Genomic DNA, 15,548 nt, shown 5'->3' on the forward strand with positions numbered 1-15,548 from the left:
GCAGTCCAAATCGGGCGATATTCAAGAATTCGTTTCGGGCGCAACTGTAGTAACGTAAGAAAAATTCAAAATTTCTTATAAATGAAATTCATGATTACATGAGGTTGTGATGAAGATTGCGACTGCTCTTGCGGCGATCCTTGCGGCTCTTTGCGCTGCGGCCGCCACGGCTCCTGCGCGCGCCTGCGCTCTTTCCGGCATGTCCAGCGATTGCGATGCGGCGTGCAGCACGATCGAGCCTGGCTGGCGGCATACGGCCTGCATTATCGGCGCCACGCCGCCTGCTGAGGACGAACCCGCGCGTTGAAGCCGGGATCTGTTTTCCCTTGAGACCCCAAAAGGCGCGGCCAGAACAGACGCGGGCGCGCCGCCCCTGCGCCGGCGCTACAGCGCCCTGGCGATATTTGCGGAGAGACACATGAAGAAGCTGATGCGCGCGACGATGCTCGTGCTTGCGCTGGGTTTTGCCGCGGCTCCCTGGGCCAGCGCCCAGGCCTGCGTGATTAGCGGCGGCAGCGACGCCCAATGCATTGCGCGTTGCTACAAGATCAAGAACTTCTGGGAGCAGACGCTGTGCTCGCTGGGGGCCGCGCCGGCTCCGGCTCCAGCTCCGGAGGCGATGCGCTGACGCCTGACGCGAAATCCGTTCATGTTGAACCGGATATTGCCCGGCGGGGCGACGCCGCAACGTTGCAGCGCCGCTCCACATCCGCGCCAGCGGCGCGCGCCGCCTCGTCGCCGCGACCGCCCGTCGCGCCGCCCTTACTTTTTCCTGGCGTCGCCCTGCACGCGCTCCCACGGACCGAAATCAAACAGGCCGTCGGTTTTCGGCGCGCTCTTGAAGTCGCCGAGCTCCACCTGGAAATCGAGCATCTCGCGCGTGGTCGGCACGATGCCGTGGGGGTCGATGACGAAGGATACGGCCGGGGAGGCAAGGGCCTTCTCCAGCACCGCCGTGCTCACCAGGCCTGAGCCAAGGGCCTGCTGCACGTAAGGCGCGGCTTCCGCGGGGCGGTCGCGAACCAGGTCCGTGGCGCGGATCGCCAGCTTCAGGAACGTATCGACCGCTTCCGGCCGGGCGCGCATGAAGGCGCCGGTGGCGGCGTAGACGACGCCTGGCGCGTTGGGGAGCATCTGCGGCGCCGTGGCGATGACCCGGGCCGCTGGAATCCGCTGCTGCACGATCGTCGCCGCTGGCTCCAGCACCTGGCCGCCGTCAATGGCGTTGGCCAGCAGCGCCTGCTGCGTCGCCTCGATGCCCATGGTGACGATCTCGAGATCGGCCGGGTCCACCCGGTTCTGCTTCAGCCAGTAACGGAAGGCGGTGGTCGGCACGGCGCCAGGCGGCAGCGCACCGATGCGGGCCGGCTTGCCGCCGGCCTTGCGGAAAGCGGCGAAAGCCTGGGCCGGATTGCCCTGGGCGTCAGCGAAAGCCTTTGCCAGCGGGCCGCCGGCAAGGAACAGCGAGCCGCCGACGCCGCCAGCGGCGATCACCCGCACGTCGATGCCGCGCGCGAAGGCGACGGCCACCGGCGCGACGCCGATCGCCAGCACGTCGAGCGTGCCGGAGGCCAGGGCCGAAATGGCGGCCGGGCCGGAATCAAATTTGGTGGTGGTGATGGCGAGGCCGGCGTCTTTGGCCCAGCCGGCCTTGTCCAGCACATAAAAGGCCGAGGCGCCGATCACCGGCACATAGCCGACCCGCACCGGCGCCGGCGCGGCGGCGCCGGCGGAGACGGCGAAAGGCAGGACGCCAGCGCCGGCCAGGGCGCCGAGCGCCTGACGGCGGGAAAAGCGGGGGCCGGAAATTCTTGTGCCTTCGGACATGCTGTCTCTCCTTCCCGTCTGGGATAAACGGCGATCCGCCGCTCCCGGCGCCGTCGCCGGCGCGGCCAGTTCACAACGCAGTCACGTCACAAGGCCGCGGAATCCGCCGCCAGGTCGGCGCGCAGCCGGCGGATGATCGCCTGCAATTCCGGGTCGCTGCGGCGACGCGGGCGCGGCGCCGTCACCTCGATCGACGAGCGCACTTCGCCGGGCGCGCCGACGATGGCGATGACCCGGTCGGCCAGATAAACCGCCTCGTCCATGTCGTGGGTGACGAACAGGATGGTGCGTTCGGTCGCCTGCCAGACGCGCAGCAGCTCGTTCTGCAAATTCTCGCGGGTGATGGCGTCGAGGGCCGAGAACGGCTCGTCCATCAGCAGGATGTCCGAGCCGGCCGCCAGCGCCCGGGCGAGGGCGACGCGCTGGCGCTGGCCGCCGGAAAGCTGGTGCGGCCAGCGTTCGGCCAGATTGTCCAGGCCGACAAACTCCAGCGCTTCATGGGCGCGCTTGCGCCGGTCGGCGCGCGGGACGCCCGGATGCTCCAGGCCGAAGGCCACGTTGCTGACCACCTTGCGCCATGGCAGCAGTCGCGCATCCTGGAACACCAGCGCCGCCGGCACGGGGCCGGGCCGGGTGTGGAGCTTCACCGTGCCGCTGCTGGCCTTGGCCAGGCCGATCATGACGCGCAGCAGCGTCGATTTGCCGACGCCGGAGGGGCCGACGATGGCGACGAACTCGCCCCGGCGCACCTGCAGGTCGAGGCCGCGCAGCACTTCCGTCTTGCGGCCGTCCTGCTCGAAGGTCAGGCCGAGGCCACGGATGTCGATTATGGTTTCCATCGCAGCAGCCAGTTCTGGAGACGCATGAAGCCGGTGTCGATCAGGCCGTAGAGCACGGCCATGGTCAGCATGTAGACCACGACGATATCGGTGGCGAGCAGGCTGGAGGCCTGCATCATGCGTTGGCCGAGGCCGAAGACGCCGAAGATTTCCGCCGCGACCACGGCCATCCACGCCTGGCCAAGCGCCGTGCGCAGACCGACGAAGATACCGGGAATGGCGGCGGGCAGGATGATCTTGACGAGGCGCGACCAGGCGGAGCGGAAACCGAAGGCGTCGGCGACTTCCAGCAGGTCGCGATCCACCGATCGCACGGCGCCGAAGGTGGCGAAATAGACGATCCAGAATACGCCCATGGCGATGATGAAGATCGCCGCCGGGGCGTTGACGCCGAACCAGATGATGGCGAATGGCACCCAGGCGAGGCCGGGAATTGGCCGCAGCAGCCGCACCACCCATGCCACCGATTCCTCGGCGACGCGGAACATGCCGGTGAGCACGCCGAGGGCGACGCCGCAGGCGGAGCCGATGACGAGGCCCAGCAGATAGTGGCCGATGGAGCTGGCCATGGCGTCCTGCCACATGCCGGAGGCGATTTCGCCGCGCAGCGCCGCCGGGATGGCGCTGGGCGCCGGCAGCAGCATGGGATTGACGAAGCCAAGGCGCGGCGCAAGCTCCCACAGCCCCAGAAAGGCGACCAGCCCGGCGAGGCCGAGGATGTATGGCCTGGAATTCTTCAACGATGTTACTCCGGGCCCGCATGGCGGGACTTGCGTCCGCGCCCGGCCCACCTGGCGGGACAGGCCCGGGCAGATGGCGGCCCGGGTCTTTCGGGGGCGCGGCTGCCTCAATGCCGGCAGCCGCGCGTCCCGATGTTATTTGCCAGCTTTTGCCTTCTCATAGAAGGAGGGGTCGAACAGGCCGTCGAGCGGCGCGGCTTCCGGCACCGTGCCCAGCTCCACCTGGTAGGCCTGCATCTTGGCCGTCGGCTCGATAATGATCTTCGGATCAGCTTCCAGGCGGGTGGCCGGCGAGGCCAGCGCCTTTTGCACGACGGCGTCGGGAATCAGGCCCTTGCCGAGCACCTGGCCAATATGCGGCGACGCCTTGGCCGGCTCGTCCTTGATGAACTTGATCGCCCGCACGCTGGCGTTAACCAGCGACTGCACCGCCTCCGGATGCGCCTTCAGGAAGGCACCGGAAACGGCGATGACCGTGCCGGGCTGGGTGGGGAACATGTCGCCGCCGAGCGCCACGATCTTGATGGCCGGATTGCGGGCGGCGATGATCGAGTCGGCGGGTTCGCGCACCGTGGCGCCGTCGACAGCGCCGGCAAGCAGCGCCTGCTGGGTGGCGTCGATGCCCATGGGCACGATCTGGTAATCGGCCTTGTCGACCTTGTTCACGCGGTCAAGCCAGTGGCGCAGGGTGGTGTCCGGCACCGAGCCAGGCGGCTGGGTGGCGAGGCGGGCCGGCTTGCCCTCCCTGGCGTGGAACGCCTTGAAGGCTTCCGCCGCAGGCTTGCCGCCCTCGAAATATGGGGCCAGCTTCGGCCCGGCCATCACGGTCATTTCCTCAATGGCGGTGGCGGCGACAACCTTGACGTCGATGCCCTTGGACCGGGCGACGGCCAACGGCGCGATGCCGGCGACATAGACGTCGATGGTGCCGGAGGCGAGGGCCTGGATCATGTTCGGGCCAGACTCGAACACCGTGAAAGCCGGCTTGATGCCGTCGGCCTTCAGCCAGCCTTCCTTGTCGGCGACGACGACCGGCGCGGCGCCGATGATCGGGATATAGCCAATGCGCACCGGCGTTTCAGCCTGGGCGGAGGCGAGCATGACCGGCGTCAGCGCCGCAGCGATGGCCACGCCGCGCCCGGCCGCGGCGCCGGCCCGGAAAAAGCCGGTCAGCCGGCGACCGATTGAAGTGAAATGCTGCGAAGCCTGAAGCATGGCGACCGTTCCTCCATGGGATGCACCGGGCTAACACATTTTAGCGTCCATGTAAGGGTAAATATATAAATCACACCAATGAATGTGAATAGACGGCGCGCCATGGAGGCTGCTGGCGGCGCGGCCATCAGCCGTGGCGCGACGGCTCCGGAATGCGGGCGTTCTTGTCGCCGTCTGTTCACCGGCTGTCTGAAAGTCGGGCGTGCGTCGCTGGTAAAATGTAATAACAATTTCCACGCCGGCGTGTTTCATCGACGGCGCAATCCGCGCCGGCCGGCAAAAGCGGACAACGACAGGGAGAACATTCATGGGACGTCTTGAGGGCAAACGCGCCATTGTCACCGGCGCCGGCAGCGGCATCGGCCGGGCAAGCGCCCGCCTGTTCGCCAGCGAGGGCGCGCGGGTGGTCGCGGTGGACCGCAACGCCGCCGGGGTGAGCGAAACGGCGGAGCTGGCCCGCAAGGACGGTTTCGAAATGCTGACCCTGTCCGCCGACGGCGGATCGGAACACGAGGTCATCGATTTCATCAGCAAGGCGGTCGGCCATCTCGGCGGGCTCGACGTGCTGTTCGCCAACGCCGGCATCAGCGGCGGGCTGGTGCCGCTGTTCGAGCAGACGGTGGAGCACTGGCAGGAGGTGCTGCGGGTCAACCTGATTGGCCCGTTCCTCGCCATCAAGCATGGCGCGCCGCATATGGTGAAAGCGGGCGCGGGCTCGATCATCTGCACGGCTTCGGTGGCCGGCCTGCGCGCCAACGCTGGCGGCAATCCTTACAGTGCTTCGAAGGCGGGGGTGATTTCGCTGGTGCAGACGTCAGCGGCGTCGCTGTATGGCACCGGCGTGCGCGTTAACGCCATCTGCCCCGGCCTGATCGAGACCGGCATGACCAAACCGATCTTCGATGGGGCGAAGGAACGCGGCACCGAGGACAAGATCGGCCAGCTCAACCCGTTGCGCCGCCCTGGCCAGCCGCATGAAATCGCGGCGATGGCGCTGTTCCTGGCCAGCGACGACGCATCCTACGTCAACGGCCAGGCCTTCCCGGTTGACGGCGGCCTGTCCAGCTCGCTGCCTTACGCGGGCAGGATGCGCGTAGGCTGAGGATGCGGGCGGGCCAACCGGGGCGTTACGCCTCCGTCCCGCCACCCAGCAGGGCGTCCATGGCGGCGGCGAAGCCGTCGTCGTTATTGCTGCGGGTGATCATGTCGGCGGCGGCCAGCGCCGCCGGCGAGCCGTTGCCCATGGCGATGGCGAAGCCGGCCTTGCGGAACATGGCCACGTCATTGTCCATGTCGCCGATGACGGCGATGGATGCGGCGGGGATGGCGAAGGCCTCGCTGACGAAGGCGACGGCTGAGCCCTTGTCGACGCCGGGCGGCGTCACGTCCAGGTAGTATTTCTGCGACAGGCCGCTGTTGGCGCTGGTTCCGAGCAACGCGCCCATGCGGCGGGCGACGTCGGCGAGGTGATCGTAATCGTCGCTGGCCCCGACGATCTTGCAGCCCTGGGCCGCCCAGGGGGCGAAGTCCGCCACCACCGCCGGATCGGATTTGATGGTCCGCTGCTCATGCGCCACATGCGGGCCGTCTGGATCCAGAACCAGCCACTGGCTGTCGGTGAACAGCCAGGCGCTGATCTTTTCCGCCGCCAGCAGATCGAGCGCGGCGCGCGCCGCATCAGCCGGAATGCGGGTCTCGCGCAGCGCCTTGCCGTTCGCGTCGACCACCACGGCGCCATTGAAGCCGGCGATCGGACCATCAATTTGCAACGCTTCGGCCACATGCCTCATGCCCCACGGCGGGCGGCTGCTGGCGATGGTGAGGCCGACGCCGGCGGCGCGCAGACGCTGCGCCGCGCGGCGGCTGGCCTCCGTCACCTCCTTGTCCCGATTGACGATGGTGCCGTCCACATCCGACACCACCCATTTCAGCTGGCCGGGCGGGGCGCGGCGCTGGCTGTCATTCGTCATGTCATGCCTCCCTGGAGCGCTTTCCGGTCAGACGGAAGCGTTTGGTCGATCAGAGTTCGCTCACCACAAGAAAACCTCGAGCGGTTGCCAATCCATATGGACCGGACGCGTCTCGGGTCAGCGTTCCGTCGGGAACAGGGCGTCGACGATGCGACCGGCGATGGCCGCCGGCGTGGCGTCGACATCCACCTCCGGGACGCCTTCATCCGGCGTTGGCGCCTCCAGCGTCGCCAGCTGGCTGTCGAGCATGGCGGCCGTCATGAAATGTCCGGCGCGGGCCAGCATGCGGCTGCGGATCAGTTCGGGCGCGCCGGTCAGCCAGACGATGCGCACGTCGGGAGCGTCGCCGCTGATCGCCTGTCGATAACAACGCTTCAGCGCGGAGCAGGCTATCACCACCTGAAGACGGTCGCGCCGGGCGTCGTCAATGACGGCGCGCACCCGCGCCAGCCAGGGCGCGCGGTCGGCGTCGGTGAGCGGCAGTCCGGCGCGCATGCGGGCGACATTGGCCGGCGGGTGCAAATCGTCGGCGTCGATGAAATTCATCGCCAGCTGTTGCGCCAGCGTCCTGCCGACTGTTGTCTTGCCGGCGCCGGAAACGCCCATGACGACGATGGCCGTCACGGGGTGGGCGGAGGAGGCTGCTGACATCATCCCGCGGATCAGCCGGCGGCGGGGCCAGGGCGCGGCAGGGAGGCGGGCGCGGCCGCTTCATCCAGCAGCCAGGTCAGGCTGTCATGCGCCGTGATGCGGCGGGCCGGCAGATCCTCGCCCGCGAAAATACGGGTCAGGATATCGCGCTTGTCGGCGCCGGCGGCGAGAAACGCCGTGGCGCGGCTGTCGTTGAGCGCCCGGAAGGTCAGGCTGATGCGCGGGACAAAGGGTTCCTGGCCAGCCTCCGGCACGGCGACAGCCAGCCTGTCGCCCACCACCAGAGCCGGCTGGCCCGGAAACAGCGACGCCGTATGCCCGTCGAGGCCAACGCCGCAGATCACCGCGTCGAACAGGGGCGCGCCCGCGTCGGCGGCATGGGCCGCGCGCAGCAGGGAATCGTACGCCCGGGCGCAGACTTCGATGTCCGGACCATAGGGAATGACGTTGACGTCAGTGTCCGGCGCATGCGCGAACAGCGCTGCGTCGACCATGTGGGCGTTGCTGTCCGCGTGGTCGTGCGGCACGAAGCGGTCGTCGCCGAAATACCAGGCGATGCGATCCCACGGCAAGCGCTCCGCCCAGTGCGGCGTCGCCAGCAGCTCATAGAGACGCTTCGGCGTGGAGCCGCCAGACAGGCAGACGCGCAACTGGTGATCCGGTCCGCGCCTGGCCTCCGCCAGGGTCAGCGCATTTTCCAGCCAGCGCGCGGCGGTGTGGCTGAGGGCGTCGGCGCTGGCGACGACAGTGGTTTTCACGACAGGCATGCGGATCTCCGGTCGGCTCCATCGGGAGTTGAAGCAGGTTGCGGCCGGGTTTGAGCGGTCGCAGTAACTTCATAAACCGCGCTGTCTTCGCCATTTTGACAGTTTGACGAAATGGCGAAGCCTGATGCGCGTCGCGCGAAAATTCACAACAGCGGGCGCCAGGCCCGGCCATCCCGGGCGATGAGCCGGTCGGCTTCCTCCGGCCCGTCGGTGCCGGCCGGGTAGGTCGCAAGATTTTTGCTCCCGTCCTTGCCCCCGTCCTTGCTCCCGTCCCTGGCGTCGGCCTTCGCCCACGCCTTCTGGAACGGTTCGACCGCCGCCCAGCCCGCCTCCACCGCATCGGCGCGCTGGAACAACATGCCGTCGCCGGTCATGCAGTCATAGATCAGCGTTTCGTAGCCGGTGGTGGGGGCGGCGTCGAAGAAATCGTCGTAACGGAATGTCATGTCGACGCCGCCGATCTCCAGCTCCGGCCCGGGGACCTTGGCGTTGAAATGCAGCTTGATGGTCTCGTCCGGCTGGATGCCGAGCACGAGGAAATTCTGGGCGAGGCGATCGACCGGCGTGTTGCGAAACATGCTGAACGGCGCTTCCTTGAACTTGATCGCCACCTCGGATTTGCGCACGCCAAGCGCCTTGCCGGTGCGCAGGTAGAACGGCACGCCGGCCCAGCGCCAGGTGTCGACCATCAGTTTCATGGCCACATAGGTCTCGGTGGCGCTGTCAGGCGGGACATCCGGCGTTTCGTGATAGGCGGTCACCTTCTGGCCGCGCACCACGCCGCCCTCATAGGCGGCGCGCACCGAATTCTTCATCGCCTCGGCGGGCGTGTACTGGCCGATCGCCTGCAGGACCTCGGACTTGGCGGCGCGCACGGCGGGCGCGTCGAAGCGGGCCGGCGCCTCCATCGCCACCAGCGACAGCAGCTGGAACATGTGATTGGGCACCATGTCCCGCAGCGCCCCGGTGGCGTCGTAGAACTTGCCGCGGCGGCCAACGTCGACGGTTTCAGCCACGGTGATCTGCACATGATCGATGTGATTGCGGTTCCACAGCGGCTCGAACAGGCCGTTCGCGAAGCGCAGGATCATGATGTTCTGGACCGTCTCCTTGCCGAGATAATGGTCCATGCGGAAAATCTGGTCCTCCTGGAGCGTGTCCAGAAGCGATTCGTTCAGCTTGCGGGCTGAGGCGAGGTCCGTGCCGAACGGTTTCTCGACAATTACCCGCCGCCAGGCGTCGCGGGTCTGCTTCACCAGGCCGGACCGGCCCAGCGCCGTGACGATCGGCGCGAAGCCGGAGGGCGGCGTCGCCAGATAGAAAATACGGTTGCCGCCGGTGCCGATGTCCGCCTCGACCTTTTCGACGTGGGTCCTGAGGCGGTCGAAGCTGCCCTCCTGCTCCGGGTCAGCCTGGACGTAGCTGACGTTTTTCAGGATTCGCGCCACCGTCTTGCGGGTCAGCGGCCGCGTGGAGAACTGCTTCAGCGCCTCTTCCAGCGTGGCGCGGAAATTGTCGTCGGTATCCTCGCCGCGCGCCACGCCGACAAGGGCGAAACGCTCCGGCATCAGATCCGTCGCGGCCAGATTGTAGAGCGCCGGCAACAGCAGGCGACGGGTCAGGTCGCCGGACGCGCCGAAAATGACGAAGCAGCAGGGATCGGGATGCGCCTGCTCGGCGGGATCGGCGTTCATGCGCTGTCCCCCCCGTTGCGCGACACGGCCGCGTTGTCGGAGGCGCTCGGTTTGCCGGGCGCCTCGACATGGCCGCCGAAGCCCTTGCGCATGGCCGAGAGCATTTTCTCCGCGAAGGTGTGCTCCTGGCGGGAGCGGAAGCGGGTGTAGAGCGCCGCGGTCAGCACCTCGGCCGGGGTCGCCTGCTCGATCGCCGCCTGGATGGTCCAGCGGCCTTCGCCGGAATCGTCCACATAGCCCGAGAAGCCGTCGAGCTTGCCGTCGCCCGCGAGGGCGTCGGCGGTCAGATCAAGCAGCCAGGAGCTGACGACGCTGCCCCGGCGCCAGACCTCGGCGATGTCGGCGAGATCAAAGCTGAAGCGCTCATTGTCCGGCCGCACCGGCGCGTCGGCGGATTTCAGGATGTCAAAGCCTTCGGCGTAGGCCTGCATCATGCCGTATTCGATGCCGTTGTGGATCATCTTGACGAAATGCCCGGCGCCGTTCGGGCCGGCGTGCAGATAACCCTGCTCGACGCGCGGATCACGGCCATCGCGGCCCGGCGTGCGCGGAATGTCGCCAAGGCCCGGCGCGAGGGCGGCGAAGATCGGGTCGAGATGGTCAACCGCCTCCCGGTCGCCGCCGATCATCATGCAATAGCCGCGCTCCAGGCCCCAGACGCCGCCGCTGGTGCCCACGTCCACGTAATGGACGCCTTTTTCGCGCAACAGGCCGGCGCGGCGGATGTCGTCGCGCCAGAAGCTGTTGCCGCCATCGATGATGATGTCGCCGGGCGACAGCAGGTCGCCAAGCTGCATCACCGTGTCTTCGGTGGCGGCGCCCGCCGGCAGCATTACCCAGACGGCGCGCGGCGCCTGCAACTTCTGCACCAGATCGGCGAGGGAGCTGGCGCCGACGGCGCCTTCGCCAGCCAGGGCCGCCACCGCCGCTTCGGCGCGGTCATGGACGACGGCCTGATGGCCGCGTTGCATGAGCCGCCGGACGATATTGCCGCCCATGCGGCCGAGTCCGATCATTCCAAGCTGCATAAGACGTCGCCTTTCTCCGAAGCGTTCTCCAGCGAAGTGGATGTCCGTTCGCGTGAAGAAAACGCGTCAATTCAAATTCTGGCTTCTGGGGCATCGGAAACTGCTTCAGCCGCGGGCCCGGCGGCATCCCCATTCGGGGAGGCGGGCGCAAGGGCGCCCGCCATTTTTTTTAGCGGACCGCTTCAGCGATTTGCCGCAGGCCCCCGGCGATGTCGCCGCTGATGTGGACGCGAAGGAAGCGCCGGCCGCGCTCCTCCAGCACCGCCAGATCGCCAGCGGCCTGCGCCGCTTCGACCTGGCCGAAACTGAGCTTGCGGCCTGGCACCGGCAGGTCATCGGCGAGGTGGTCTGCGGTGATCTGCAGGAACACCCCCGTGTTGGGGCCGCCCTTGTAGGCCTGGCCGGTCGAGTGCAGGAAGCGTGGCCCGAAGCCGAGGCAGGTGGCGACGCGGCGGGTCTCCAGCAGCGCCTTGCGGGCGCCCTGCAGGATGTCGGCGTTCGCCTCGTTGCGGTTCAGATAAGCCAGCAGCGCCACATAGTCGCCTGGGACGGTCCGGTTGAAGTGGGCGTTGAGCGCACCCGCAAGGCCGCCAGAGCGGGCGGCTTCGGCGATGGCGCCAGCGCCGGCTGCGTCAGCGTAGAGCGTGAACGGCCCCACCTGCGCCGTCGGCTGCTGGGCGGGCAGGGCGCCGGTCTGCTCGATGGCGGCGCTCAGTTCGCGCGTCCTGACCTTGCTGGCCTCCACGTCCGGCTGGTCGAACGGGTTGATGCCAATGACCGAACCGGCGACCGCCGTGGCGATCTCGAAGCGGAAGAACTCCTGGATGATGCGATCCGGCGAGGCGATGTCGATGCGCGCCACCGGATGGCCAGCGCGCTCCAGCGCCGCCACGAACTCATCCTGCGCCAGGTTCGAAGCCTTGCGCAGCCGCAGGTAGATGAAGATGCGGTCGGCGCCATAGGCCGACAGGTCCGCGGCCGGCTCGTTGTCGACCGGAATCAGGCCCTTGCCCTGCTTGCCGGTGGATTCGGCGATCAGCTGCTCCGCCCAGGCGCCGAAGGTGCGGATGGCCGGGGAGGCGATCAGCGTAACCTTGTCGCGGCCGGCGCGACCAGCGGCGCCCAGCATCAGGCCAAGCTGCACGCCCGGGTTGTCGGCCGGCGGCGCGTCCGGGCCGCAGGTCCAGGCCATGGTCTGGGCGTTCTGCAGGAACATGCGCAGGTTCATGCCGGTGACGGCTGCGGGGGCAAGGCCGAAGCGCGACAGCACCGCATAGCGGCCGCCAATGGTCGGCTCGCCATGGAACGTGCGCCAGAAAGAGGCGGCCTTCGCCGCTTCCTCCATGGAGGATCCGGGATCGGTGATGGCGACGAAACGGCTGCCGACTTCGCCGCGCCCAAGGGCGGCGGCGACTTTCTCATAGAAATAATCCTTGAGAATGTTCGGTTCGAGGGTGCCGCCCGACTTGCTGGCGACGATGAACAGGGTCCGCTTCAGATTGATGCGCGATTCAATCGCGGCGATCTGTTCCGGGTCGGTGGAATCGATGACATGCAGGCGGGCGGCGCGGCCAGGGGCGCCAAAGGTCTGGGCCAGCACTTCCGGTCCAAGGCTGGAGCCGCCCATGCCGATCAGCAGGGCGTCGGCGAACTCCAGTTCAGCGACATCGCGCTGGAACTTGATGAGCTCGTCAACGCGGCCGGCTTCGGCTTCGACGACGCGCAGCCAGCCAAGCCATTTGTCCTCGCCTGAATTGGTCCACAGACTGGCGTCGCCAGCCCACAGGCGGCGGATGGCGCCGGAGGCGCGCCAGTCCTCCGCCAGGCCAGCGACGGCGTCGGCCAGGTTCTGTGGCAGGAGGAGGCTCTGGGCGTTGACCCTGTCGCCGAGGGCGGCGAGACGCTTGCGCGCCACCGAGCCCAGCAGCTTGTCGGCGGCGTCGGCGAACAGGCGCACGCCGTCGACCACCAGTTCATGGGCCACCGCTTCCATATCAACGCCGAGGTCGGCGATGGCCTGCATCACCGCGTCCGCCTCGCCGACGTCGGCCTCCAGGGTGTAGCCAACGCGACCGTGGTCGCGGAAGGCGTCCATCGTGGCCGGCGGCATGGTGTTCACCGTGTCCGGGCCGATCAGTTCGTCGATGTAGAGAACGTCGCTGTAGGCCTTGTTCTTCGTGCCGGTGGAAGCCCAGAGCAGCCGCTGCGGCCGGGCGCCGGCCGCGCGCAGGTCGTCGAACCCGGCGCCGAACAGACGCTTGTAGCGTTGGTACGCCTGCTTGCCGTTGGCGATGGCCACCTTGCCGCGCAGGGCGCCGATGCGCTCTGCATCCGCCGGGGCGGCGGCCATCTTCGCCTCAAGCAGCTTGTCCACCGCCACGTCGATGCGGCTGATGAAGAAACTGGCGACGCTGGCGATGCGGCTGATGTCGCCGCCGCCGCGCAGCCGTTCGCGCAGGCCGTCGATATAGGCGATGGCCACCTGTTCGTAGGCGGTCTGCGAGAACAGCAGGGTGACGTTGATATTGATGCCTTCGCTGATCAGCGTGCGGATCGCCGGCACGCCCGCATCGGTCGCCGGCACCTTCACCATCAGGTTGGGACGGTCCACCTCGGCCCAGAAGCGCCGGGCTTCAGCGATGGTGCCGTCCGTGTCGTTGGCGAGATAGGGCGAGACCTCCAGGCTGACGTAACCGTCCGCGCCATTGGTCGAGTCATACACCGGCCGCAGCACGTCAGCCGCCCGGCGGATGTCCTGCATCGACAGGTGGTCATAAAGTGTGGAAACCGAGGCGTCGTCGCCGGCAAGGAAGCTGCCGACCGCAGCGTCGTACTCATCGGTGTCAGCGATGGCCTTCTCGAAAATGGCGGGGTTGGAGGTCACGCCGCGCAGGTCGTCCTGGTCAACGAGCCGCTTCAGGTCGCCCTTCTCGATGAAGCTGCGGGCGAGAAAGTCCAGCCATGCAGCCTGCCCGAAATCTGACAGCGTTTTGAGTGGGTTCATGCGATCGCTTTCTTTCCGGTCTTTGCCGGGCGCGTGAGACGCTCCCGCCAGGGAGCAGGTCCGGGGAACGCGCCGTCGGGACATCGTTCAAACCATACGAGGCCCATTCCATCCGATTCCTGGCGCCAAAACATGACAATGGGAGGGCCGGGCGCACATGTCGAGGGCGCCGGCGCGATCATATTATTAGGCGCGCTCCGGTCTTCCGGCAAACGGCGTGGGGCCGCCGCCGGCTCCGTCAAGGGGCGATGTTCGCAAACGAACCGGCGGGAAGGCTTACAACGATGGTTTAAATTGACCGCCCTCTGGCTCTGCGACAGTTTGGAGAAAAAGAGGGCCGCTGGCGGTTGGTTCGCATGTATTTACCGCGCGACTGTTTTTAAGGCCTCCAGGAAATCTGGGCAACGGATGATGAAAGCTGGCTCCAGACAGTGACGGTCTTCGGGCCGCCCTTGTTTCTGGATATTGCCGGTGGCGCCACGCCACGAGGGAGTGCTGTCGTGAACAATGAGCGAAATTATTCAGGCCAGTCGCCGAAACGTTTCCACGTTTCGCGCCGCGTCGCGCTGACGGCGGCGCTGCTGGGCGCGGTGTCCCTGTCCGCCGTGGGGGCCGGCGACGCCAGCGCGCAGGGGACGATCCCGATCAAGATCGGCGTGCTCAACGACCGCGCCGGCCTGTATTCGGACGTGACCGGCGAAGGCTCCGCCGTGGCGGCCCGCATGGCTGTCGAGGATTTCAAGGCGGCGGACAAGGGCCTCAAGGTCGAGGTGCTCACCGGCGACCACCAGAACAAGCCGGACATGGGTTCGACCATCGCCCGCCAGTGGATTGATCAGGATGGCGTCGACGTCATCGCCGACGTCCCGACGTCGTCCGTCGGTCTCGCGGTCAACGAGGTCGTGCGTGAGAAAAACAAGGTTTATCTGAATTCGGGCACCGGCTCGTCGGACCTGACGGGCAAGAACTGCTCGCCCAATACGGTCCACTGGACCTATGACACCGCCGCGCTTTCAAACGGCACCGCGAAGGCGATGATCAAGCGGGGCGGCGACACCTGGTTCTTCATCACCGCTGACTACGCCTTCGGTCATGCGCTGGAGCGCGACGCCTCGAACGTCATCAAGAACTCCGGCGGCAAGGTGCTCGGGGCGGTCAAGCATCCGCTCAACAACGCCGACTTCTCATCGCAGCTTCTGCAGGCGCAGGCCTCGAAGGCCAAGGTGGTGGCGCTGGCCAACGCCGGCGGCGACACCATCAACGCCATCAAGCAGGCGGGTGAGTTTGGCCTGACCAAGGGCGGCCAGGCGCTCGCCGGCATGCTCATCTTCTCGTCGGACATCCACTCGCTGGGGACCAAGACCGCGCAGGGCCTGGTGCTAACTGAGGCGTTCTACTGGGATCTCAACGACAAGACCCGCGACTTCTCGAAGCGCTTCGCGGCGAAATTCGGCGGCAAGATGCCGACCAGCGTCCATGCCGGCGTCTATGGCTCAGTGCTGCATTATCTGAAGGCGGTCGACGCGCTGAAGAGCAAGGACCCGACGGCCGTGATGGCCAAGATGAAGGAGACGCCGATCGACGATCCGCTGGTCGGCAAGGGCTACATCCGTCCCGATGGCCGGGCGATCCACGACATGTACCTGTTCGAGGTGAAGAAGCCTGAGGAATCGAAGGGCGAGTGGGACCTGTACAAGGTTCTGGCCACCATTCCGGGCGAGCAGGCTTTCCGCCCGCTTGCCGACGGCGGCTGCGCCCTGGTGACGAAGAAATAAGACGCTCCGGCGCTTGCAGGTCGCTGGTATGACGGCGG

14 protein-coding genes are annotated in these 15,548 nt (G+C 67.2%); 4 read left to right on the forward strand and 10 right to left on the reverse strand.

Features of this window, described 5'->3' with window-relative positions; translation table 11 throughout:
- The first annotated feature begins 109 nt into the window (after positions 1 to 109).
- Positions 110 to 307, forward strand: a complete 198-nt coding sequence (locus tag IE243_RS02010; protein ID WP_191317646.1) for a hypothetical protein — start codon at positions 110 to 112, stop codon at positions 305 to 307.
- Positions 308 to 418: 111 nt separating this feature from the next.
- Positions 419 to 628 (forward strand): hypothetical protein, encoded by a 210-nt coding sequence (locus IE243_RS02015; protein ID WP_191317647.1) that lies wholly within the window; start codon positions 419 to 421, stop codon positions 626 to 628.
- A gap of 134 nt (positions 629 to 762) precedes the next feature.
- Here IE243_RS02015 and IE243_RS02020 read toward each other — a convergent pair whose 3' ends face one another.
- From IE243_RS02020 to IE243_RS02035, 4 genes are all read right to left on the reverse strand, one after another.
- Entirely contained in the window at positions 763 to 1,827 is a 1,065-nt protein-coding gene (locus IE243_RS02020; RefSeq protein ID WP_191317648.1) for an ABC transporter substrate-binding protein, read from the reverse strand.
- Between the two features lie 86 nt (positions 1,828 to 1,913).
- Positions 1,914 to 2,666 (reverse strand): ABC transporter ATP-binding protein, encoded by a 753-nt coding sequence (locus tag IE243_RS02025; protein ID WP_191317649.1) that lies wholly within the window; start codon positions 2,664 to 2,666, stop codon positions 1,914 to 1,916.
- Positions 2,654 to 3,406 carry an ABC transporter permease gene (locus IE243_RS02030; protein WP_244642626.1) on the reverse strand — a complete coding sequence of 251 codons (753 nt, stop codon included), beginning with the start codon at positions 3,404 to 3,406 and terminating at the stop codon, positions 2,654 to 2,656. Before IE243_RS02030 ends, IE243_RS02025 begins: the two co-directional genes overlap by 13 nt.
- 135 nt (positions 3,407 to 3,541) lie before the next feature.
- Positions 3,542 to 4,507: an ABC transporter substrate-binding protein gene (locus IE243_RS02035; protein WP_191317918.1), complete on the reverse strand. Its 966-nt coding sequence runs from the start codon at positions 4,505 to 4,507 to the stop codon at positions 3,542 to 3,544.
- Positions 4,508 to 4,928: 421 nt separating this feature from the next.
- Here IE243_RS02035 and IE243_RS02040 point away from each other — a divergent pair, with 421 nt between their 5' ends.
- Positions 4,929 to 5,723 (forward strand): SDR family NAD(P)-dependent oxidoreductase, encoded by a 795-nt coding sequence (locus IE243_RS02040; protein WP_191317650.1) that lies wholly within the window; start codon positions 4,929 to 4,931, stop codon positions 5,721 to 5,723.
- A gap of 25 nt (positions 5,724 to 5,748) precedes the next feature.
- Here IE243_RS02040 and IE243_RS02045 read toward each other — a convergent pair whose 3' ends face one another.
- The 6 genes from IE243_RS02045 to IE243_RS02070 form a co-directional block, all read right to left on the reverse strand.
- Positions 5,749 to 6,591 carry an HAD family hydrolase gene (locus tag IE243_RS02045; protein ID WP_191317651.1) on the reverse strand — a complete coding sequence of 281 codons (843 nt, stop codon included), beginning with the start codon at positions 6,589 to 6,591 and terminating at the stop codon, positions 5,749 to 5,751.
- Positions 6,592 to 6,708: 117 nt separating this feature from the next.
- Entirely contained in the window at positions 6,709 to 7,245 is a 537-nt protein-coding gene (locus IE243_RS02050) for a gluconokinase (protein ID WP_244642629.1), read from the reverse strand.
- 8 nt (positions 7,246 to 7,253) lie between these two features.
- Positions 7,254 to 8,009 (reverse strand): 6-phosphogluconolactonase, encoded by a 756-nt coding sequence (pgl, locus tag IE243_RS02055; RefSeq protein ID WP_191317652.1) that lies wholly within the window; start codon positions 8,007 to 8,009, stop codon positions 7,254 to 7,256.
- A gap of 143 nt (positions 8,010 to 8,152) precedes the next feature.
- A complete protein-coding gene (gene zwf / locus IE243_RS02060) occupies positions 8,153 to 9,703 on the reverse strand; it encodes a glucose-6-phosphate dehydrogenase (protein WP_191317653.1) in 1,551 nt (516 codons plus the stop codon).
- Positions 9,700 to 10,731, reverse strand: coding sequence for a phosphogluconate dehydrogenase (NAD(+)-dependent, decarboxylating) (gnd, locus tag IE243_RS02065; RefSeq protein ID WP_191317654.1), 1,032 nt, complete (start codon positions 10,729 to 10,731; stop codon positions 9,700 to 9,702). The genes zwf and gnd overlap by 4 nt, the downstream gene beginning before the upstream one ends.
- A 169-nt stretch (positions 10,732 to 10,900) precedes the next feature.
- On the reverse strand, positions 10,901 to 13,735 hold the full coding sequence (locus tag IE243_RS02070; protein WP_191317655.1) for a bifunctional transaldolase/phosoglucose isomerase: 2,835 nt from the start codon (positions 13,733 to 13,735) through the stop codon (positions 10,901 to 10,903).
- Positions 13,736 to 14,313: 578 nt separating this feature from the next.
- Here IE243_RS02070 and IE243_RS02075 point away from each other — a divergent pair.
- Positions 14,314 to 15,510: an ABC transporter substrate-binding protein gene (locus IE243_RS02075; protein WP_373301548.1), complete on the forward strand. Its 1,197-nt coding sequence runs from the start codon at positions 14,314 to 14,316 to the stop codon at positions 15,508 to 15,510.
- Positions 15,511 to 15,548 lie beyond the last annotated feature (38 nt).

It is taken from the genome of Camelimonas fluminis (assembly GCF_014656355.1).
Classification (GTDB): domain Bacteria; phylum Pseudomonadota; class Alphaproteobacteria; order Rhizobiales; family Beijerinckiaceae; genus Camelimonas; species Camelimonas fluminis.